Origin of the sequence: Gordonia sp. Swx-4 (assembly GCF_030316175.1) — a bacterium.
GTDB classification, from domain to species: Bacteria; Actinomycetota; Actinomycetes; order Mycobacteriales; family Mycobacteriaceae; genus Gordonia; species Gordonia alkanivorans.
Window position 1 is genome coordinate 227,546 of record NZ_CP128197.1, and the last position, 19,255, is coordinate 246,800.

20 protein-coding genes are annotated in these 19,255 nt (G+C 68.0%); 11 read left to right on the forward strand and 9 right to left on the reverse strand.

The window, feature by feature from the left end:
• The first annotated feature begins 68 nt into the window (after positions 1-68).
• Positions 69-1,469 (forward strand): fatty acid desaturase family protein, encoded by a 1,401-nt coding sequence (locus PWF70_RS00980; protein WP_035754196.1) that lies wholly within the window; start codon positions 69-71, stop codon positions 1,467-1,469.
• A 4-nt stretch (positions 1,470-1,473) separates the two neighbouring features.
• Here PWF70_RS00980 and PWF70_RS00985 read toward each other — a convergent pair whose 3' ends face one another.
• Both PWF70_RS00985 and PWF70_RS00990 read right to left on the reverse strand, forming a co-directional pair.
• Positions 1,474-2,082 (reverse strand): hypothetical protein, encoded by a 609-nt coding sequence (locus PWF70_RS00985; RefSeq protein WP_241548364.1) that lies wholly within the window; start codon positions 2,080-2,082, stop codon positions 1,474-1,476.
• Positions 2,083-2,180: 98 nt separating this feature from the next.
• Positions 2,181-2,873, reverse strand: coding sequence for a DUF6474 family protein (locus PWF70_RS00990; RefSeq protein ID WP_035754198.1), 693 nt, complete (start codon positions 2,871-2,873; stop codon positions 2,181-2,183).
• Between the two features lie 116 nt (positions 2,874-2,989).
• Between PWF70_RS00990 and PWF70_RS00995 the strand changes: the two genes are divergently transcribed.
• Positions 2,990-4,636, forward strand: coding sequence for a TM0106 family RecB-like putative nuclease (locus PWF70_RS00995; RefSeq protein ID WP_006358864.1), 1,647 nt, complete (start codon positions 2,990-2,992; stop codon positions 4,634-4,636).
• A gap of 23 nt (positions 4,637-4,659) precedes the next feature.
• Here PWF70_RS00995 and PWF70_RS01000 read toward each other — a convergent pair whose 3' ends face one another.
• Positions 4,660-5,553, reverse strand: coding sequence for a hypothetical protein (locus tag PWF70_RS01000; RefSeq protein ID WP_231380944.1), 894 nt, complete (start codon positions 5,551-5,553; stop codon positions 4,660-4,662).
• Positions 5,554-5,899: 346 nt separating this feature from the next.
• Here PWF70_RS01000 and PWF70_RS01005 point away from each other — a divergent pair, with 346 nt between their 5' ends.
• The 3 genes from PWF70_RS01005 to PWF70_RS01015 all read left to right on the forward strand — a co-directional run bounded on the left by PWF70_RS01005 (position 5,900) and on the right by PWF70_RS01015 (position 8,386).
• Positions 5,900-6,478 carry a helix-turn-helix transcriptional regulator gene (locus PWF70_RS01005; protein ID WP_035754443.1) on the forward strand — a complete coding sequence of 193 codons (579 nt, stop codon included), beginning with the start codon at positions 5,900-5,902 and terminating at the stop codon, positions 6,476-6,478.
• 184 nt (positions 6,479-6,662) lie between these two features.
• Positions 6,663-7,175 (forward strand): hypothetical protein, encoded by a 513-nt coding sequence (locus tag PWF70_RS01010; protein WP_035754200.1) that lies wholly within the window; start codon positions 6,663-6,665, stop codon positions 7,173-7,175.
• Entirely contained in the window at positions 7,166-8,386 is a 1,221-nt protein-coding gene (locus PWF70_RS01015) for an MAB_1171c family putative transporter (protein ID WP_035754201.1), read from the forward strand. Before PWF70_RS01010 ends, PWF70_RS01015 begins: the two co-directional genes overlap by 10 nt.
• On the opposite strand, the gene PWF70_RS01020 is transcribed toward PWF70_RS01015, so the two are convergent.
• The 3 genes from PWF70_RS01020 to PWF70_RS01030 form a co-directional block, all read right to left on the reverse strand.
• Positions 8,383-9,144, reverse strand: a complete 762-nt coding sequence (locus PWF70_RS01020) for an SDR family NAD(P)-dependent oxidoreductase (RefSeq protein ID WP_006358859.1) — start codon at positions 9,142-9,144, stop codon at positions 8,383-8,385. The genes PWF70_RS01015 and PWF70_RS01020 overlap by 4 nt on opposite strands.
• A 120-nt stretch (positions 9,145-9,264) precedes the next feature.
• A complete protein-coding gene (locus PWF70_RS01025) occupies positions 9,265-9,987 on the reverse strand; it encodes a TMEM165/GDT1 family protein (RefSeq protein WP_035754202.1) in 723 nt (240 codons plus the stop codon).
• A gap of 148 nt (positions 9,988-10,135) precedes the next feature.
• On the reverse strand, positions 10,136-10,657 hold the full coding sequence (locus tag PWF70_RS01030) for a hypothetical protein (protein ID WP_006358857.1): 522 nt from the start codon (positions 10,655-10,657) through the stop codon (positions 10,136-10,138).
• Between the two features lie 205 nt (positions 10,658-10,862).
• Here PWF70_RS01030 and PWF70_RS01035 point away from each other — a divergent pair, with 205 nt between their 5' ends.
• Both PWF70_RS01035 and PWF70_RS01040 read left to right on the forward strand, forming a co-directional pair.
• Positions 10,863-12,956, forward strand: coding sequence for an ABC transporter ATP-binding protein (locus tag PWF70_RS01035; protein ID WP_035754445.1), 2,094 nt, complete (start codon positions 10,863-10,865; stop codon positions 12,954-12,956).
• Entirely contained in the window at positions 12,953-13,705 is a 753-nt protein-coding gene (locus PWF70_RS01040) for an energy-coupling factor transporter transmembrane component T family protein (RefSeq protein WP_035754204.1), read from the forward strand. Before PWF70_RS01035 ends, PWF70_RS01040 begins: the two co-directional genes overlap by 4 nt.
• Before the next feature lie 78 nt (positions 13,706-13,783).
• Here the strand turns inward: PWF70_RS01040 and PWF70_RS01045 are convergent, their stop codons facing one another.
• Complete coding sequence (locus PWF70_RS01045) at positions 13,784-14,413, reverse strand: superoxide dismutase (RefSeq protein ID WP_006358854.1); 630 nt, start codon at positions 14,411-14,413, stop codon at positions 13,784-13,786.
• A 198-nt stretch (positions 14,414-14,611) separates the two neighbouring features.
• Positions 14,612-14,764 (reverse strand): hypothetical protein, encoded by a 153-nt coding sequence (locus PWF70_RS01050; protein ID WP_006358853.1) that lies wholly within the window; start codon positions 14,762-14,764, stop codon positions 14,612-14,614.
• 174 nt (positions 14,765-14,938) lie between these two features.
• On the opposite strand from PWF70_RS01050, the gene msrA reads away from it, so the two are divergent.
• Both msrA and PWF70_RS01060 read left to right on the forward strand, forming a co-directional pair.
• On the forward strand, positions 14,939-15,652 hold the full coding sequence (gene msrA / locus PWF70_RS01055) for a peptide-methionine (S)-S-oxide reductase MsrA (protein WP_006358852.1): 714 nt from the start codon (positions 14,939-14,941) through the stop codon (positions 15,650-15,652).
• A 1-nt stretch (position 15,653) separates the two neighbouring features.
• On the forward strand, positions 15,654-16,727 hold the full coding sequence (locus tag PWF70_RS01060; RefSeq protein WP_035754206.1) for a winged helix DNA-binding domain-containing protein: 1,074 nt from the start codon (positions 15,654-15,656) through the stop codon (positions 16,725-16,727).
• 2 nt (positions 16,728-16,729) lie between these two features.
• On the opposite strand, the gene PWF70_RS01065 is transcribed toward PWF70_RS01060, so the two are convergent.
• Positions 16,730-17,497 (reverse strand): VOC family protein, encoded by a 768-nt coding sequence (locus PWF70_RS01065; RefSeq protein WP_035754207.1) that lies wholly within the window; start codon positions 17,495-17,497, stop codon positions 16,730-16,732.
• 100 nt (positions 17,498-17,597) lie between these two features.
• On the opposite strand from PWF70_RS01065, the gene PWF70_RS01070 reads away from it, so the two are divergent.
• Together PWF70_RS01070 and PWF70_RS01075 are read left to right on the forward strand one after the other, a co-directional pair.
• Positions 17,598-18,461, forward strand: a complete 864-nt coding sequence (locus tag PWF70_RS01070; RefSeq protein WP_006358849.1) for a S49 family peptidase — start codon at positions 17,598-17,600, stop codon at positions 18,459-18,461.
• A 390-nt stretch (positions 18,462-18,851) separates the two neighbouring features.
• Positions 18,852-19,214, forward strand: a complete 363-nt coding sequence (locus PWF70_RS01075) for a rhodanese-like domain-containing protein (RefSeq protein WP_006358848.1) — start codon at positions 18,852-18,854, stop codon at positions 19,212-19,214.
• The last annotated feature ends 41 nt before the right edge of the window (positions 19,215-19,255 follow it).

The window sequence follows — 19,255 nt, forward strand, 5'->3', positions numbered from 1 at the left end:
ACTCCACCGACCGAAGGTCAGGATCTACACCGTCGACCGAAGGTCAGGATTGACCGGGAGGAACAATTATGACAACCACCGATTCCGGACAGCGCGTGACCAACCCGTTGGCGCACCTCGATCAGGAGACGATCGACAAGCTCGCCGAGGAGTTCGACGCCATCCACGACGAGGTCTACAGCGACCTCGGCGACCGCGACCGGCGCTACATCAAGACCGTCATCGCCACCCAGCGCCAGCTCGCTGCGCTGGGACGCATCGTGCTGCTCAACTCGCGTTCGCGGGGCGCATGGGTCGCCGGGACGGCGTGCCTCGGTATGGCCAAGATTCTGGAGAACATGGAGATCGGCCACAATGTGATGCACGGCCAGTGGGACTGGATGAACGATCCCTACATCCATTCGTCGGTGTGGGACTGGGACACCGCCTCCACGGCCGAGGCGTGGAAGCATTCCCACAACTACATCCACCACACGTTCACCAACATCCGCGGCAAGGACAAGGATCTCGGCTACGAGATCATGCGGATCGACCCGAACCAGAAGTGGCATCCGGTCTATCTGCTCCAGCCGTTCTACAACGTCCTGCTCACCGCCTTCTTCGAGTGGGGTGTCGCGCTGCACGATCTCGACCTCGAGGCGATCCGGCGCGGTGAGAAGCCGATGTCGGAGCTCACCAAGGACCTCAAGGGCATCGCGGTCAAGATGCGTCGCCAGGTCGTGAAGGACTACATCGGCTGGCCGGCGATCAGTGCGGGTGCATTCCTGCTGAGCCAGGCCGCGACGGGCGGTGCCATCCGGCAGCCGTCGACCTCGCGGATCGGCAATGCGATCCGACGCCGCGGTGGCCGGCGAGGTCGTGCCGCTGCGAAGTTCGCCGACCAGGTGCTGCCCGGTGCGGAGAGCACCTTCCTGCGGACCCTGACCGCGAACTTCACCGCCAACATCATCCGGAACGTCTGGGCGCACGCCATCATCTTCTGTGGCCATTTCCCGGACCAGACCTACACATTCAGCCAGGAAGAGGTCGAGAACGAGACCCGCGGCGGCTGGTACGTCCGTCAGCTCGTCGGTGCGGCGAACATCGAGGGCAGCCCGCTGTTCCACATCATCAGCGGCAACCTCGGCTACCAGGTGGAGCACCACCTGTATCCCGATATGCCGAGCACCCGGTACGCAGAGGTCGCACCCAAGGTGAAGGACATCTGCGAACGCTACGGATTGCCTTACAACACAGGACCTTTCGGACAACAGTGGGGCCAGGTCCACCGCACCATCGCGCGCCTGGCGTTCCCCGGCGGCAAGGCGCGCCCGAAGCCGGGACCGTACCACCGGCCGCCGCACTCGCGGGGCGAGGAACCGGGTCCGAGCGAAGCCGCACGCTTCCGCGGACGGCTCCCCGCCGAACACCCGAACGCCGGACCCGAGCACGAGTCGGGCGGCGTCGAGGTCTCACCGCCGCCGCGGTAGCCCCTCAGCGCAGGACGCGCCGCAGCACCACGAACACCAGCATCGCCACGACCGCCGCCAGCCCCGCGTAAGCGGGGGGGAGGTTGGTCGTCGGCGGCTCGGTGGGTGCACCTGATCGCAGCTGGGCGAAAGTGGCTCGCGCAGCATCGGATTCGGCGACGACGTCAACCGGCGGATGCGCCGGTGTCGGCGCGGGGGCGGGGGCGGGAGCCGGCATCGGGGTCTCCGGGGCGGCCGGGGTTTCGGCGACGGGCACCTCGGTGACGGGAGGTACCGACTTTGGGGGTGCCTTCTTCTCCGGCGCCTTCTTCTGGGCGGCCTTCTTCGCGGGTGCTTTCTTCGCGGCCTTCTTGGTGGGTGCTTTCTTCGCGGCCTTCTTGGTGGGTGCTTTCTTCGCGGCCTTCTTGGTGGGTGCTTTCTTCGCGGCCTTCTTGGTGGGTGCTTTCTTGGCCGGGGCCTTCTTCGGCGCAGGTTTCGGTGGGGTCGCCTGCTCGGGGGCCGGCGTCGCATCCGGTTGAGCCGGTCCGGGATCGGCCGCCGCCGACTCCTGGGGAGGTTCGTCGTTGTTCGCACCGTCGTCGGACGGCGTGACGTTCGGCTCCTGCTCGGTCATACGGCGCTCCCTTGCGTGTGTCCCGGCCTTGCGTGTGTCTCCGGGGTGTGCGCGCAGGGGAGATCCCCGACGCGACGCGTGGAACCCATCTTAGAGGTTCAGGAGCGAACGCCGAGGCGCGCGAGGATGTCGGCGTCGATGGCGACGAGCTCGTCGTCGATCGCCTGGTGGGCCGTCCGGCGCTGCCCGGCCGACATGGTCTCGGCCGCGCCGACCGCGATGTCCAGGTTGTCCAGACGCTGGGTCATCGCCGTGACGAAGTCCTTGGCGTCGGCGCTGGTGTCCTGCGCGACGACCTTGTCCAGGGTGGTGCGCGTGGTCGCGATCCGGGCGGACAGGGCGGCACCGTGGCCGCTGAACTGGCGCAACACTTCTGGCGACACACCCGCACGACTGGCCTGCAGCGCCGAGAGCTGTGCGCGACCCGCGACCGCCGCGCGGTAGGCGATCGGGACGGCGATGGGCGCCACGAGGCGAGCGACCGTGAGGTAGCGCTTGACGCTGGCCGGGCTGAACACCTTGGCGTCGGCGGCTGCCTTCGCCTCGGCACTGGCCCTCTTGGTCTCGGCCTTGACGACCTTCTCCTGGGCCTTCGCCAACTGCTTGGCGGTCTTGCGCTCCGCCTTCAGATCCTTCTGGAGGTACTTGTGCTCGGTCTTGCGACGAGCCTTCTGTTCCTTCCGCCGGTGCTTGGCGTCGAACTTCGCCTCGAGCTTGGCTTTCGTCTTGAGAGCCTTGGCCTCTGCGCGGCGCTGAGCGCGAGACCTACCGTCGGAGGAGAACAAACCCATCGAATGACCTTTCGCTGCTGCCGAGTGGACCGCTGCGGGCGTGGTAACAAGTACAAGCATGACACGTGGCCCGGTGGGGCCACGCGTCCGACTGCTCGAGCCGAGAAAGGGATGGCGTGGCCTCTGTGGTGTTGTCGCCGCGCGATCTGGCGGGTTGCGAGCACCGGGTCGCTCTCGACTTCGGTCACGAGGGGCGTCCCGGTACCGAACCGGACCCGCCCGGCGTGCAGCGACGCAAGGAGGCCGCGGCCGATCATCGGACCGCGGTCCGGGAACTGCTCCGCGGCATCCACAGCGATCAGCCGGGTGCGTTCGTCGCCGTCGACCCGGAGTCCAGGGCCGCGGACCGGGTCGCCGCCACCATGAAGGCGTGCGACGCGGGTGTCGCGTGGATCTGGAATGCGGCGCTGCCCACCGACGTCGAACACGGGCGGCGCGGCCATGCCGAACTCCTGGTGAGGGTGGGCGACGGGTACGTCCCGGTCATCGTCGTCAATCACCGGATCACCCAGCCCGCGAAGACCACACCGGATCCGAGCCGCCCGCCCACACTGGTCACCAGTCCGCTCTGGGGGTGGGCGCCCACGCCCGATCCGTATCGCACCGGCCGTCCCAACCGGCGCGACGCCCTGCGCCTCGCCCAGCTCACCGCGATGCTGGTCGAGATCGGCAGCGCCGCGTCGTCGGAGAGCGGTGACCTGCGCGGCGGGGTGATCGGCGTCGACGCCGACTGCATCGTCGTGCACGACACCGGTGCGATGCTCGAGGACTACAACGAGGTCCTGGACCGGCGCCGGGCGATCGCGGCGCAGCAGGTGCCGACCGAACCGCGACGCGTCGCCGAATGCCGCTCGTGCCCGTGGTGGGTGAAGTGCGGCCCGGAACTGGAGGCCGTCCGCGACGTGTCCCTCGTCGCCACCGGGAACCAGGGCGCCGCACTCATCGAGGCGGGCATCACGACGATCGACCAGCTCGCCGCGCAGCGCGGAGATCCGCCGGAGAACTGGCCGGGCAGTGCACGATTCGACGACGCGGTGATCGGTGCGATCGCCTGGCTGACCGGAACCGAACTCGTCCGGCGCCTCGACACCCCGCGGGTGTATCGCGCCGACATCGAGGTCGACGTCGACATGGAGAGCTTCGGCGAACACGGCGCCTACCTGTGGGGCACGCTGCGCACCGACACCACCGCGCCCGACGAGCCGGTGGTCTACCGGCCGTTCGTCACCTGGGATCCGCTGCCCACCCGCGACGAGGCGAGGTCGTTCGCCGAGTTCTGGGCCTGGCTGACCGCCGAACGGCTCGCCGCCCGGCAGAGCGGGAAGACCTTCGCGGCGTACTGCTACTCACAACAGGCCGAGAACCGTTGGCTGCTGGGCTCGGCCGACCGGTTCGCCGGCGAACCCGGCATCCCGACGCGACGCGAGGTGGAGGCCTTCATCGCCTCCGACGAGTGGGTCGACATCTACGAGGCCGTCGGCGAGAACTTCATCTGTCCCCGCGGCAAGGGACTGAAACGGGTCGCGCCCGTCGCCGGGTTCGCGTGGCGCGACGACGACGCGAGCGGCGAGGCGTCGATGGAGTGGTACCGCGCCGCGGTCGCTCTGGGTGGCGGCCGCCCTGATCTCGGTCAGCGGCAGCGACTGCTGGAGTACAACGAGGACGACGTCCGGGCCACAAAGGTGTTGCGGGAGTGGATGTCCGGGGGCGCCGTCGACGACGTCCCGCACGAACGGGATCTGCTGGCACGGACCGACGACTGACCCGACGAGCCGGCGGGCGACCGTCAGGAACGCAGGGTGCGCAGCGACTCCAGGAACGATCCGCTGCCGAACAGGGCGACCGCGCCGAGCAGCATCAGGCCACCGGGGGCCACGCCGACCAGGAACTTCTTGACCCCCGTCAGGATCGTGTCGGGGGACGAACTCGGCAGGGCCTGTGCCGGACCGTCGGACGGTGCCGGTGGACTCGACACCAAGGCGGCGGACTCGGACTCGTCCGAGTCGGTCGAAACAGCTTCCGGCGTCTCCGCATCCGGGGAGGTCTCGCCGGCGCGAGGAGCTGCGGCTCCCACACCTGCCGGCGCGCCTGCTGCAGATGCCCCGGGAGCCGCGGCGGCAGGGGGACCGCTGGGGGCGGCGACCGTCGGGACGTCGGCGGGTGGGGGCGGGGTTCCCTCGCCGTCGGGTGACGGGTCGGCGCCGGTCGGGTCCTGCGGAGCCGGCGGCACGTTCGGCCAGACGTTCACGGGCGGCACGGGGATCACGATCCCGGTCGTCGAGGTAGCCGACGTCGCCGGGCTCTCCGACGGAGAGGCTTCGGTCGTCGAGCTCCCGGTGTCAGGTGGCCCGGTCTCGGCGGACCCGGTCACCGAACTGCCCGTCGTCGTGGTCCCGGACGGTGTTCCGGTGCCCGACGGGGTGCCGTGACCGTGATGGCCGTGTCCGTGTCCGTGGCCGTGGTGCCAGGAGCTCCCCGGGGTGCCGTTGCCGGTCGGGGGTGACGCCCCGTAGTCGTCGTCATCATCATCGGAGTCGTCGTCGGCGCTGTGCGCGCCGTAGCCGCCCGACCCGCTGTTGCCGGGTCCGGAGTCACCAGAGCCGATCGGGGCCGTCGAGCCGATGCCGGGGGCGAGAGCGAGGAACGCGATCATCGCGAGGACGGCACCGACGGATGCCACGGATCGACGCCGCCGACGGTTGCCGTGAGGCTCCGGAATGCGGTGGGTCATCGTTCGGCTCCGGGAGTACAGTTGTGTACAAGATCCAGTGGTTCGGGGCGCGACCTCATGACCCCGAGTGCATCACGGTCAGGCCTCCAGTTCATGTGTCGTCGGCAGGCCGACACCGTGCTACCCCCCGAAGTGTGAAGAACGCCACACTAACGTTCGTTACATCATCACCACAGGTGATACGCATGGCGTGCGACGGTCCGGTACGTTCTGACCGTACCGGTCATTGCAACGGCCGAGTACAGCGGGCTTTAATGTTTGCAAATTCAAGTTTCGCATTTCGGAGAACATGGTCATGACTTCAGGAGGGGCGGAGAAGCCTATGGGCGACACCGGACGCACCGACCCCGATCGTTCGAGAACGAAGGAATCGGATGCACTCGATCCGGGGTTGTTCGCCCGGCGACTCGAGGAGCTTTTTCGGACCGTACCCGGTCCGAACGGGAGGGCATACAGTGCCAAGGCGATTGCGGCGCGGTCGACGGAGCGAGGGTTCCGTCTGGGTGAGTCGTATCTGAGCCAGTTGCGGTCGGGGAAAGCGAAGTCCCCGTCGTTCCGCACCGTCGAGGGAATCGCGGCCGCATTCGGGGTCGACGTACACTACTTCCTCGAGGATCGGGCCGCGCAGCGCACCCGCGACGAGATCGATCTGATGCGGTTGCAGGCGGACACCAACGTACAGCTGGCCGCATTCCGCCTGGCGGGACTCTCGAGCGATTCGGTCACCGTGGTGAACGAACTGATCAAGGTGCTGCGAGAGCAGCAGGGGCTGCCGAAGGATCCACCGGACGTCATCGCAGCAGGACTCAGCGACGAGAAGAAGCCGTCGGCTGATTCGCGCCTGCGTGTGGTCGGGGAGCCGAACGAGGAATGACCTGGTTCTCGGCCTGACGGTCGACAACCGCGTCGCACGGGTCGACGGGCGTCGGACAGAGAAAATGGGCCGTGGGGTGTCGGCCCAGACAAGTCCGAACCGGTGACCGCCTCGTGGCCGTCCGTTCCTCGGGTCGGTGGACACCGATCGCCTGCCCTTGCGGGGTCATGGTTCGATTGTGCGCATGCGTCGATCCGAGCGTGCTCTGCGTGTGCTGTGCCGCACCGCGTTGCGTGGACTCGATCTCGATCTCCCGCTGGACGTCACTCAGCTGTGTGACCGGTACGGCGAGCGACGGGGTCGTCCGATCCGGTTGCTCGCCCATCCGTTGCCCAGTGGTGCGCCCAATGGGATCTGGTTGGCGGCTGCCGACGCGGACTACTTCTTCTATCAGGCGAACACGTCGCCGCTGCATCGCGACCAGATCGTCATCCACGAATTCGGGCATCTCATCGCCGGGCACCAGATGCTTGCCGAGGTGTCCGTCGAAGGGTTGGCCGCTCTCACGCAGGATTCGTCCGACGCGGCACTGCGTCGTACCTGTTACTCCGATGACCGCGAGTGGGAGGCCGAGATGTTGGCGTCGATGATCCTCGCCTGGGCCGAGGAGGCCGGCACCGGCGTCGGGAGCACTGCCGCGCACGACGAGCTCCGGGGCCTCCAGCGGCTGCTGGGTGGGCACCGCGGATGGTTGTGACCGGGTCGGCCGGCGACGCCGTCACTGCCCTCGTCCTCGCTCAGGGTGTCGAGGCGGGGATCGGCATCGTCAATGCGCTGGCGGGCGTGGTCTTCGCGATCGCGTTCTGCTGGCGACTGGACCAGATCCGCCGTACCGGATGGGGACTCCAACCGCTGGCGATGATGGTCGCGGTCGCGTCGTTGACGGTCGCCTTCGTCGTGGTGAACGAGGCGGTGGCGTCCACGCTCAACACCAGGGGATTCGCCGGACTGTCGAGGGTGGCCTTCTACGCGCTCCTCGCGATCGGGGTGGCCGCGCTCGTCGTGGTCTTCTTCTTCCCCGACCGGGTGTCCCGCGAACGACGCGCCGGCTGGGAGGCGCTGCCGCTCGTCGCGTCGCTCATCGGTCTCCAGATCACCATGCTGGTGATCCCCGAGGAGATCCGGACCGAGACCATCAGCGAATGGACCGTCCAGAACTGGGGTTTCGCCCTGTTCATGCTGATCGCGAGCGGATACCTCGCCTATGGTTTCCTGGCCTGCGTCAACAGTGTCCGGAAGTTCTATGCGACGGCCGACGGATACCTACGAGTGTCGCTGGGTCTGCTCATGGCCGGACTCGGGTTCCTGGCGCTCGGTGCGATCGCGCAGATCGTGTTCGTCGCGGTCAGTGCGATGAATGTCGCGAGGTCCCCGTGGCTCGTGACCACCAACCGGGTCCTGGCGACCGTCGGCGTCGTGTCCTTCCTGCTGGGCATCAGCTATCCGATGGTCTACTCCAGGGTGCAGTCCCTCGTGGCCAACCGGCGCCGCCGCCGACTCGACACCGAACTCCTGCCGTTGTGGCGGTTGGTGACCGGTGCGGTACCGGAGGTCGTGCTGCCCGACACGGGTCAGTTGTCGCCGACGACGCGGCTCCACCGGCGCGTGGTCGAGACGCGGGACGCGTTGACCCAGCTCAGTCCGTATCTACCGCCGGTCTTCGAGTATGCCCAGGTCGACGTGCAGGTTCGATTGCTGCGCAGCGCGGTGTCGGAGTTGAGCGCGGTGGCCGACGGGGCCGGAGACAAGATCAGCGGCGCGGTCCGCGACCTCGCCCCCGCCGACGGCGAGGGTCTGGAAGCGGATGCCGCACCGCTGATCAGGTTGTCCGAGGAGCTGCTGCTGACCGAGGACGCCGAGGTGGCGCCCATCGGTCGCCCGGCCGAGGACCAGGAATCGGGACTCTAGCGCGGAGCCATCCGGATCGCGCCGTCCATGCGGATGGTCTCGCCGTTGAGGTAGTTGTGCTCGACGATGAACTCGGCCAGCTGTGCGTACTCGTCGGGCTCACCGAGACGCTGCGGGAACGGGATCGCCTCGGCCAGGGTCTTCTGGAACTCGGGGGTCACACCCGCCAGCATCGGGGTGCTGATGGTGCCGGGGGCGATGGTGCAGACGCGCACACCGATCCGGGCGAGGTCGCGGGCCGCAGAAATGGTCATCGCGTGGACGCCACCCTTCGACGCGGCGTACGCGATCTGACCGATCTGGCCCTCGAAGGCCGCGACCGAAGCGGTGTTGATGATGACGCCGCGCTGGCCGTCGCCGTCGATGGTGGACTCCTCCGACATGCGGTTGGCGGCCAGCCGCATCACGTTGAAGGTGCCGACCAGGTTGATGTCGATGACCTTGCGGAAGAGGTCGAGCTCGTGGGGGCCGTTCTTGCCGAGGATGCGTGCGGCCCAGCCGACGCCGGCGCAGTTGACGGCGACACGCAGCGGTGCGCCCGACTCGGCGATGGTGTCGATGGCGCCCTGGACCTGCGCTTCGTCGGTGACGTCGGCGGCGATCAGGGTGACGCCGTCGGTGGGTGCCGCCTTGTCGATCGAGGCCTGCAGGTCGAGGCCGAAGACCTGCGCGCCTGCGGCGGCGAAGCGACGGGCGGTGGCTGCGCCGAGGCCCGATGCCCCGCCGGTGACCAGAACGGAAGCGCCTGAAACGTCCATGGGTGTAGTAGTCCTTTCGCGGTACCGATTGCCGCCGGACCCGTGTCCCGGTGAAGTGGACGACGTGCACCGGCGCGGGGTGCACGTTCACGATAGTCAGCTGCTGCGTGGCGCCCGCGTTCAGCCCTCGTGTCCACCGAGCGAACGCTCGGGAACGGCTGCTTCGGTATCGGAGTCGGCGCGGAGACGACGGTCGCGGTGGATGAGGAACGTCCCCACTCCGATGATGACGACGATCGCGGTGACCGTCGCGGCGATCATCGGGGTCGACGCCCCGGTCAGGCCGGTCACGGTGAGCCACACCGCGAAACCGAAGAACAGAACGGCCGCACCGATCGCGATGACACGCTCGGGAAGGTGCTTCCCGAGCAGGACACCCACGCCGATCGCCAGGGCGTCGGCGGCGACCATGCCCACGGTGGAACCGATCCACACGCCGAGCCAGTCGTGGTCGGTGGCAAGTGTGATGGTGGCCAGCATGGTCTTGTCGCCGAGCTCGGCGAGGAAGAAGGCCGACATCACGGCGAGGAACACCGAGGCGCCGACTCGCGTCGCGCGGTTCTGCTCCTCGTCGTCGAGGCGATCTCCGTAGATCGTCCACAGGCCGAAGACGAGCATGGCGAGGCCGGCCAGGACCGACATCAGATCGGTCGGCAGCGACATCCCGAGGAAATGACCGAAGAACACCGAGACGGCGTGTACCGCAGTGGTGGCGACGGTGATGGCGAGGAGGACGACCCACCAGCGGTACCGCAGGGCGTAGGTCATCGCCATCAGTTGTGACTTGTCGCCCAGTTCGGCGACGAAGATCACGCCGAAACTGAGGAGCAGGGCAGCAATCACAGACGCCAGGTTAGTGAGCCCTAACTGGCGAATGCAACTCGTCAGTAGCCCGTATCCATGCAGGTCGGGGGCACAAAAACTAAAGTTCGGCCACCCGGATTGCCGCGTGCGGGCAACCGCCTCTGGGCCTTCGCGAGGCCTCGGCGCCCTAAGCTGCGAGGAGCATGGCGAGCACGGCGGTGTCCGGGTCGGCATTGGGGTCGATGCCCACCTCGTTGCGGAGGTTCACCACGGTCCCGTCGGCCTCCGCCTCGGCCCACCCGGCCCGGTGCTCGAGTCCGAGTTCGGGGAGCCCGGGCAGCAGCACACAACCCGAGGCGACCTCGGAACACTCCGGCAACGACGGACGGGTCTGCGACGGCGGGTGCAGCATGACGAGCGCCGGGGGATTGTTCAGGAACCTGCCGGCCTCGACGAAGCTGTCGTCGACGACGTTTCCGATCGCGACCATCATCCCGACGGTGTCCTCACCGCCGTGCGGCGGACGCTGCTCGACGACGCCGAAGATCGTCGTCGTCGGGAGGAAGCCGGGCCGGCATGCGATCCGCACCGACCCGACGAGGGTCTGTGTCCACTCGAGTGTGGATTCCGGCCAGCGGCCCGAGATGAGGATTCCGTTCAGCGTGCCCTCATGCTGGAACGGGGTGAGTCCGATCGGAATCGACTGCATCGTGTCCTACCTCCAATCCGGGTGGGAGACCTGGTCATTGAGACCCAGGACCGCCGAAGATCACCCGTGTGAAAAGAATCCACCGCGGGGACGAAACGGACAACCCGAACCACCGTCTTGTGACGGTTCGTTTACATGCGATCGACCGACGGCTCCGGTGCCCAGGCACACTGGACCGGTGAAGAACTCGCACCCGCTGCGTCCGATGGAGTTCGCGTCCGTCGCGATCTTCGGTGGCCTGACCGTCGCCGCGGTGGTCATCGCCTCGGTCATCCCGCTGGCGCAGGCGGCCGGGCTGCTCGCCCCGGTTCCTCTCGCCCTCATCGCAGCCCGCACTCGGCCGCGTGCACTGCTCACCGCCACCGTGGCGACGACAGCGGTCGCGTTCGCGATGGCGGGTACGGGCGCGATGGCCACCGTGCTCGGCTCGGCGCTGATCGGCGGAATCGTCGGCGACCTCAAGCGACGTCGCCGCGGGCTCGGGACGCTCGGACTGGCCACGCTGGTGGCCTCGCCGCTCCTCGGCGGGGTCTCGGTCCTGATCCTCCTTATTTTGGTGCCCTTGCGTGAGCTGACCATCGAGGCGATGACCAACTCCCTCCACGGTGTCGCCAAGTGGTTGCGCGGGTGGGGACCCACCGATGTCGTGGGCAACGCCCTCGACTCGATGAGCCGGAGCATCGCCAGTCATTGGTGGGCGTGGATCTGGATCTCCGGGACCGTCGGCACCGCGATCTCGCTGCTCGCCGCCTGGTGGATTCTCGGTGGCGTCATCGCGCGACTTCGCGACGTCCCCAGCGAGGACACGCTCACCTCCGACGGTCCGGCATCGACGGCAACCGACGTCGCGCCGCTGCCGATCGTCGCCGAACGTGTCGGCTTCGCCTACAGCCCGGACGCGAGACCGGTCCTCCACGACATCGACCTGCGCATCGACCCCGGCGAGTTCGTCGCCGTCGTCGGCGCCAACGGTTCGGGCAAGTCGACGCTCGCGAAGATCCTGGCCGGTCGCGCCCCGACCACCGGTGTCGTGCACCGCCCGGGTCTCGCCGGGCTGGGCGTCCACGGCGGGACCGCGCTCGTCCTGCAACGGCCGGAGATCCAGATGCTCGGTTCCCGCGTCGCCGACGACGTGGTCTGGGGTCTGCCGCCGGATGCCGACGTCGACGTGGAGGCTCTCCTTGCCGAGGTCGGGCTGACCGGTCTCGGCGACCGCGAGACCACCGACCTGTCCGGCGGGCAGCAGCAGCGCCTGGCGATCGCGGCGGCACTCGCCCGCGATCCGCAGCTGCTCATCGCCGACGAGGTCACCTCGATGGTCGACCCGGAGGGCCGCGGGCAGCTCCTGCACCTGCTGGCGTCGCTACCGGCCCGACGCGGGATCGCGGTCGTGCTGATCACCCACCGCGGCAGCGAGGCCGCGGCCGCCGATCGCGTCATCCATCTCGAGGCCGGTCGCGTGGTCCCTCATCCGCCGCACTGGATGCCGGACCCGCACGCCGACCTCGACCACGCTCCTCCGACCGGGCCGTCGACGTCCCTCGCGGCGCCGGGCCCGCACATCGGCGGGCCGCTGCTGGTGCTCGACCATGTGGGATATGCGCATCTGCCCGGCTCGCCCTGGGAGGTCGTCGCGCTCACCGACGTCACCTTGACCGTGTACCGCGGGGAGGGGTTGCTCATCGTCGGCGGCAACGGGTCGGGCAAGACGACCCTCGCCTGGATCATGGCGGGCCTCCTGTCGCCGCGCACCGGAACGTGCCACCTGCTCGACACCTCCGTGAAGTCGACTCCGGCAGCCGGTTACGACGCCGGGGAGCCGGTCACCGAGCATGTCGGCGCGGTCGGGCTGGGCTTCCAGCACGCCCGCCTGCAATTGCAGAAGGTCACCGTCGCCGACGAGATCATGGCGGCCGGTGGCGAGAAGGTCGGGACCGCCGAGGTCGCCCGCGTCCTCGAACTCGTCGGCTTGCCCCGGCAGATGGCGGCCACCAAGGTCGATTCACTGTCGGGTGGGCAGATGCGTCGCGTCGTGCTCGCCGGGCTCATCGCCCGCAACCCCGACATGCTGGTGCTCGACGAGCCCCTCGCGGGTCTCGACCCCTTGGCTCGGGAGGAGATCGTCGCGCTCCTCGCGCGTCTGCGTGCCGAGGGCATGACCATCGTGATCATCTCGCACGACTTCGAATCGCTGGACTCGGTGTGTACCCGGCGGGTCCGGCTCGTCGACGGGCGGTTGCTGCCCGACACACATCAGAACGCCGATCAGCCGTCCGGCTGGGACGGAGGTGCCCCATGACCATGCGCACGGTTCCGTTGCGGCAGGTCCCCGGCGATTCCTTCGTCCACCGGTTGTGGGCGGGAACCAAGCTGGTGATCGTGCTGATCCTCGGCATCATGACCTGGGTGCTGCCGTCGTGGCCGGCACTGGGGATGGTGGCCGCGATCGTCATCCTCACCGCCCTGATCGCCGGGATCCCGTTGGGCGCCATCCCCCGTCCGCCGTGGTGGTTCTGGGGACTGATCGGTGTCGGCGTCGCCTTCAACGTCTCGTTCGCCGGCGTGCACGGTGGGCTGGTGTTCCTCCGGGCGGTGACCCTCGCGCTCGTCCTCGTGGCGAGTTCGATCCTTGTCATCTGGACCACCCCGATGGCCGACGTCGCACCGGCGATCGCCCGGTTGATGCGACCCCTCCGGCGGCTGCGTCTACCCGTCGACGAGTGGGCCGTCGCAATCGCGTTGTGCCTGAGGGGTCTTCCGCTGCTGATCGAGGAGTTGCGCATGCTGCGCGCCGCGCACAAGCTGCGGCCGACGGCAAAGGGGCGCAGTGATCATCCGTCGGCGGAGATGGGGATCATGGATCTCATCACGGCCGCCATGTCGTCGGCGCTGCGCCGTAGCGCGGAGATGGCCGAGGCGATCACCGCCCGCGGCGGTACCGGTCGGCTCACGGCTCATCCGGCCCGCCCGGGCCGCGCAGATCTGTTGGCGCTCATCGTGATCGCTATCGCCTGCGGTGTGGCCGTCGCCGTGACGCTGATCCTCTGATCTCCCGCTCCCGCGGAACAGGAACGGCGCCGGCCACCCGAAGGTGACCGGCGCCGTTGGTATCTGGCGAAGGGAGGATCAGGCAGGCACGATGAGGCCGTTGCCCTGGGTCTTCGCGCGACCGTAACGCTCACCGGCGTCGGCCCAGTTGACCACGTTCCACCAAGCCTTGACGTAGTCCGGCTTGACGTTCTGGTAGTCGAGGTAGAAGGCGTGCTCCCACATGTCCAGCATGACGACCGGGATGATGGCGGCGGGGATGTTGCCGCTCTGGTCGGTCAGCTGCAGGATGACCAGCTTGCCACCGATGGTGTCGTAGCCCAGGATCGCCCAGCCCGAACCCTGCAGGGTGGTGGCGGCGGCGGTGAAGTGGGCCTTGAACTTGTCGAAGCCACCGAACTGCTCGGTGATCGCAGCCGCGAGGTCACCCTCGGGCTCGCCGCCGCCGTTGGGCGACAGGTTCTTCCAGAAGATCGAGTGGTTGGTGTGGCCGCCCAGGTGGAAGGACAGGGTGGCCGACAGTCCGTAGACCTTTCCGGCGATGCTCTCGTCCTCGCGGGCCGCGGCCAGCTTCTCCAGGGTGTCGTTGGCGCCCTTGACATAGGTCGCGTGGTGCTTGCTGTGGTGGAGCTCCATGATCCTGCCGGAGATGTGCGGCTCCAGTGCCGCGTAGTCGTAATCCAGATCCGGCAAGGTGTATTCAGCCACGATGTTCCTCTCTGAGGTGCTTTCGTATTCCCTGTTCACACGTGGGTCCGCCGATTGTGTCGGCGCCACGCGGATGGTTCCAGCCTTCCCCACACCATGGGTGATTGCAACAAACAGGCCCGAAGAAATATCAAGTGCGGTTGAAGATCACGGGCGGGCGTTCACGCCGGTCCACGCGGGCGAGATGCCGGGATCGGCTCAGATCAGTGCGAGCGCAACGATGACGGCCAGCAGTGCGACGATGCTCATCGCGATGGTGCGGCAGCTTCTCGCCACGTCGTAGTTGGCGCGCGGTGCGCCGCGCGGAGTCCGGAGGGAACCTCGATAGTCTCCGGTCGCGTGCGTCGCCATTGTCGCCTTTCATCAGCGGATCGGCTCGGCATTCCGGCGTCGGCGGCCCGAGGGCCTTCGGCTGTACGTGACAGGTGTCACATGCCGGGATGTGACCGCCATCATAAACAGACTGGGACGGCTGACTCAACTCGGGAAGCAGGACACGGCCGGCGGCGCGCGTAGACTTGGCGCATGTCTTGGCTAGACCAGCTCTTCGCCGCCAGTTCGCACAAGCAGGAACTCATCGCGGCCGACTCCGCACTACCCGGACGCGACACCGAGATCACGGTCCCCGGAGTCCATCTGGTCCTGGAGACCCCCATGCGTGGGCGGCCGGAGGCCGACGGCTCCTTCGGCAACGGCGGTATCGGCTCCTTCGACGACGGTCTGTCCGCGGTGATCCTGGCGGGTGGCTGCTTCTGGGGGATCGAGGAGATCTTCTGGCAGGTCCCGGGCGTGCACACGACCGCGGTCGGTTACGCGGGTGGTCACACGCCCAACCCGACCTACGAGGAGACCTGCACCGCGCGCACCGGCCACACCGAGTCGACGCTCGTCGTCTTCGACCCGACGGTCATCGACCTCGAGGGAATCCTCAAGATCTTCTGGGAGTCGCACGATCCGACCCAGGAGATGCGTCAGGGTAACGACATCGGGACCCAGTACCGGTCGGCGGTCTACACCCTCTCCGACGACGACGCCGCGATCGTCGTGGAGTCGGCGGCGAAGTTCCAGACCGCGCTCGATGCCGCCGGTCTCGGCCCCATCGCCACCGAGATCAAGCCTCTCGCCGCCGCGGGCGACGGACACTTCTATTACGCGGAGGATCACCACCAGCAGTACCTGGCGAAGAACCCGCACGGTTATCGCTGCCACGCGGCGACCGGAATCGGCTACCCCGCCTGAGGTGTCCGAGCCGATCACACTGCGGCAGTGGAACCGCACCCTGCTGTCCCGCCAGCACCTGCTGGAACGCGTCGACGAGGACGCGATCGAGGTGCTGGACCGATGCGTCGGCATGCAATCCCAGGACCCGCGTGCCGCGTTCTTCGGATTGTGGTCCCGCGTCGCGGGATTCGATCCGGCCGAACTCGACGAGTTGCTCACCGAGCGCGAGGTCGTGCGGATCGCGTTGCTGCGCTCCACGGTGTTCCTCATCGACGCCGAGGATGCCCGGTGGATACGGCCGCTCGCCGAGCCGATCCTCCGGCGCGAGATCGCCGAGGCGCACGTCCCGAGGCTGGTGGAGGCCGATCCGTCGCGGGTGATCGCCGATGCCGCCGAACTCCTGACCGGCCGTGAACTCTCCGGCACGGACCTGGGAACGCAACTGGCGCATCGGCATCCGGCGGAGAACCCGTCCACCCTCACCGGGATCGCCCGTTGTGGACTCCCACTCGTGCAGGTACCGCCGCGCGGACTCTGGCGGGGCCGCGGGGCGCCCACCTACCGGTTGTTCGACGAATGGGCCGGTCCGGGTGCACCGGCGGTCGAGGGCGAGGACGCGCGGGCGGACCTGATCCGCCTGTACCTCCGCGGTTTCGGGCCCGCCACCGTCAAGGCCATCCAGACGTGGGCGGGCATGACCGGCCTGAGGTCACTCGTGGAGAAGATGGAGGCCGACTGGGAACTCGTCCGGCTGACCGGTCCGCACGGCGAGACCCTCTACGATCTCGACGGACTCGGCTTCGCCGATCCTGACACTCCCGCCCCGGCCCGACTCGTGGCGCCGTTCGACCATGTCATCGGCGTCTCGGCCGACCGTGTCCGCGTCGCCGACCCGGAGTTGTTCCGGCGGACCGTGACACCCAACGGCCGCTCGCCGGGGTTCGTCTTCGCCGACGGATTCCTCGTCGGCACATGGCATCTCGACGGCGACGGCGGGATACGGATCGAGATGCTGCGGGAGGTCACGAAAACCGAGGAACGGGAGATCGACGCCGAGGTCGAGAGACTGCGCGCGTTCCTCTCTGCTCCCTGAGCTCAGTCGCCCGTCCGCGGATTGCGCGAGGTGATGCAGTACGGGCGTCCCATCGGGTCGACCATCGTCGTCCAGTGCGGGTGGTGCTCGATCGCGCGAGCGCCCCATCCCTCGTGGCGTGCCACCTCGTCGGGGACCGAGTTGGTCGCGAGGTCGAGGTGCCCGGTTGCCGTCGACGAGCCTTCGGGTCCAGGCGTGTCCGGATCGGATTGCCTGCGCTGCAACAGGATTCCGGTGGTGATCGCGGGGTCGCGGCGCAGTGCCACGAGTTCGGGTCGGGATTCGGGTGGCTTGGGCGGCCAGCCGGTCAGCGCCGTCCAGAACTCGACCTCGGCGTCGAAGTCGGCTGCGGGTATGTCGATGCACAACTGGTCGATGATGCTGATGGCGTCACCTGGCCACCGGATCGGCCGGGACCGTTTTGACTCTCCCGCCCACGGCACCAGGCAGAACACGAAACCGGCGGGCGAACGGAGGACGACGTGGGTGCCGGCGTCGTGGTTCAGCGTCGCCCCGAGTCCCACCGCTTCGTCGGCCGCGGCCAGAGGGTCGTCGGTGTGGATGTCGAGGTGGACCCCGCCCGGACCGTCGTCGACCCGTTGCACTCGGAGGTGAGGGTCGCCGTTGAACGGTTCGAGGGAGGCGAACTCGCGGTGTTCGCCGCGCGGCGGCGACACGGTGCTGCCCGCGATCGCACGCCAGAAGGTCACCTCGCTGCCGAACTCGTCGGCGGGGAAATCGAGGAATGCGCTGAGCCACCTGACCTGCACGCGGGAGAGTCTACGGCGCGAGTGCACCCGGTGCGCTGCAGAATGCGTGGGCAGCCCAGCCCGAAACCGGAACCGGTGAACCGCCACTAGACTCGGGCAGATGACTGCAGGACCGCTGGCGGCGGTGGGCAAGAAGTTCGCGAAGTCGCGTGCCGAGCACGTCGCGGTGGTTCGACTCGACGGTCCGATCGGCGCGGCCGGGATGGGCAAACACGGGCTGACCACCGACACGGTCGAGCCGGTACTCAAGCGGGCGTTCGCCACCGAACGGCTCAAGGCCGTCGTCGTCGTGATCAATTCGCCCGGCGGTTCGCCGGCGCAGTCGGAGTACATCGCCGAGCGCATCCGTCAGCTGTCCGCGGAGAAGGGCGTGCCGGTCCTGGCCTTCTGCGAGGACGTCGCGGCGTCCGGCGGCTACTGGGTCGCCTGCGCGGCGGACGAGATCTACGCCGCTCACACGTCGATCGTCGGCTCCATCGGAGTGGTGTCCTCGGGATTCGGCTTCTCGGCACTTCTCGACCGGTTCGGCGTGCAGCGTCGTCTCTACGCGACGGGGGAGAACAAGGCCCGGCTCGACACCTTCTCGCCGGAGGTGGCCGAGGACGTCGAATGGCTGAAGGGCCTCCAGGGGCAGCTGCACGAGGCGTTCATCGCATGGGTGCGGCAGCGTCGGGGCAAGAAGCTGACGGCGTCCGACGAGGAACTCTTCAACGGAGACGTCTGGGTCGGGCACCGGGCCGCCGAACTCGGTCTCGTCGACGGCATCGGCGTCATGCGTTCGGTGGTGGCCGAGCGGTACCCCGATGCGGAGATCACCGTCATCGAGGCACCCAAGCCGCTGCTGGCGCGTCTGGTGGGCAACCAGATGTCCGTCTCCGGGCTGGCCGAGAGCGTCACGACGGGCGTGATGGCTGCGATCGACCGCGCGCCCGCGGTGCGGACGGGGTTTTTACACCGTGACTGAGGGGTAATACCAGACCCGGTTCGGGGGGTTTCCCCAAGGGTTTGTCCCCACGTTATCCACAGGTGTGTGCACTGTAAGAAAATGCACCACCGGTCGACGCCTGCAGTTTCGTGAATTTCCTACGCGCACATTGGCCCAAACGAGTGATGCCAGTCACATAGGGAGGGCCTTTGGCCAGGGTTTTTCCACAGTTTCCACAGCCTCATCCCCAGGTTGACGGTGAGGTGCGGATTATGGACAGCTGTCCATTCGAGGCATGTGGATAAAACTATGATGGTCAGCATAGGCCGCTTCGGGCGGTCTGTACGACATCGAAGGTGATCTTCACCGCACTGCTGAGAACTGGCTCGGGAGATGACGTGACACGCGCTGCGCCTGGACTGTGCCACCATGGAAATCGTGACCATGGGCGACATCACGCAGGTGCCGGTGACCGATTTGCCGGACGACTTCACGCAGACGGCCGACGCGGTGATGCTCGACGTCCGTGAGGACGACGAATGGGCGAACGGACACATCCGCGGCGCTCTCCACATCCCGATGGCCGAGATACCGGGTCGGTTCGGCGAACTCGACCCCGACGCCGACCTCTATGTGGTGTGTCATTCGAGCGGTCGCTCGATGCGGGTGCTGCAATACCTCGCGCAGGTGGGATACGACGGCATCTGTGTGCGCGGCGGGATGCTCGCCTGGCAGGAGCACGGCAAGCCCGTCGAGTTCGGCGTCAGGGACGGCGGGGGCGACGCCCACTGATGATCGACCTCTGTCCGCGGTGCCGCATCCAGGCGCCGCAC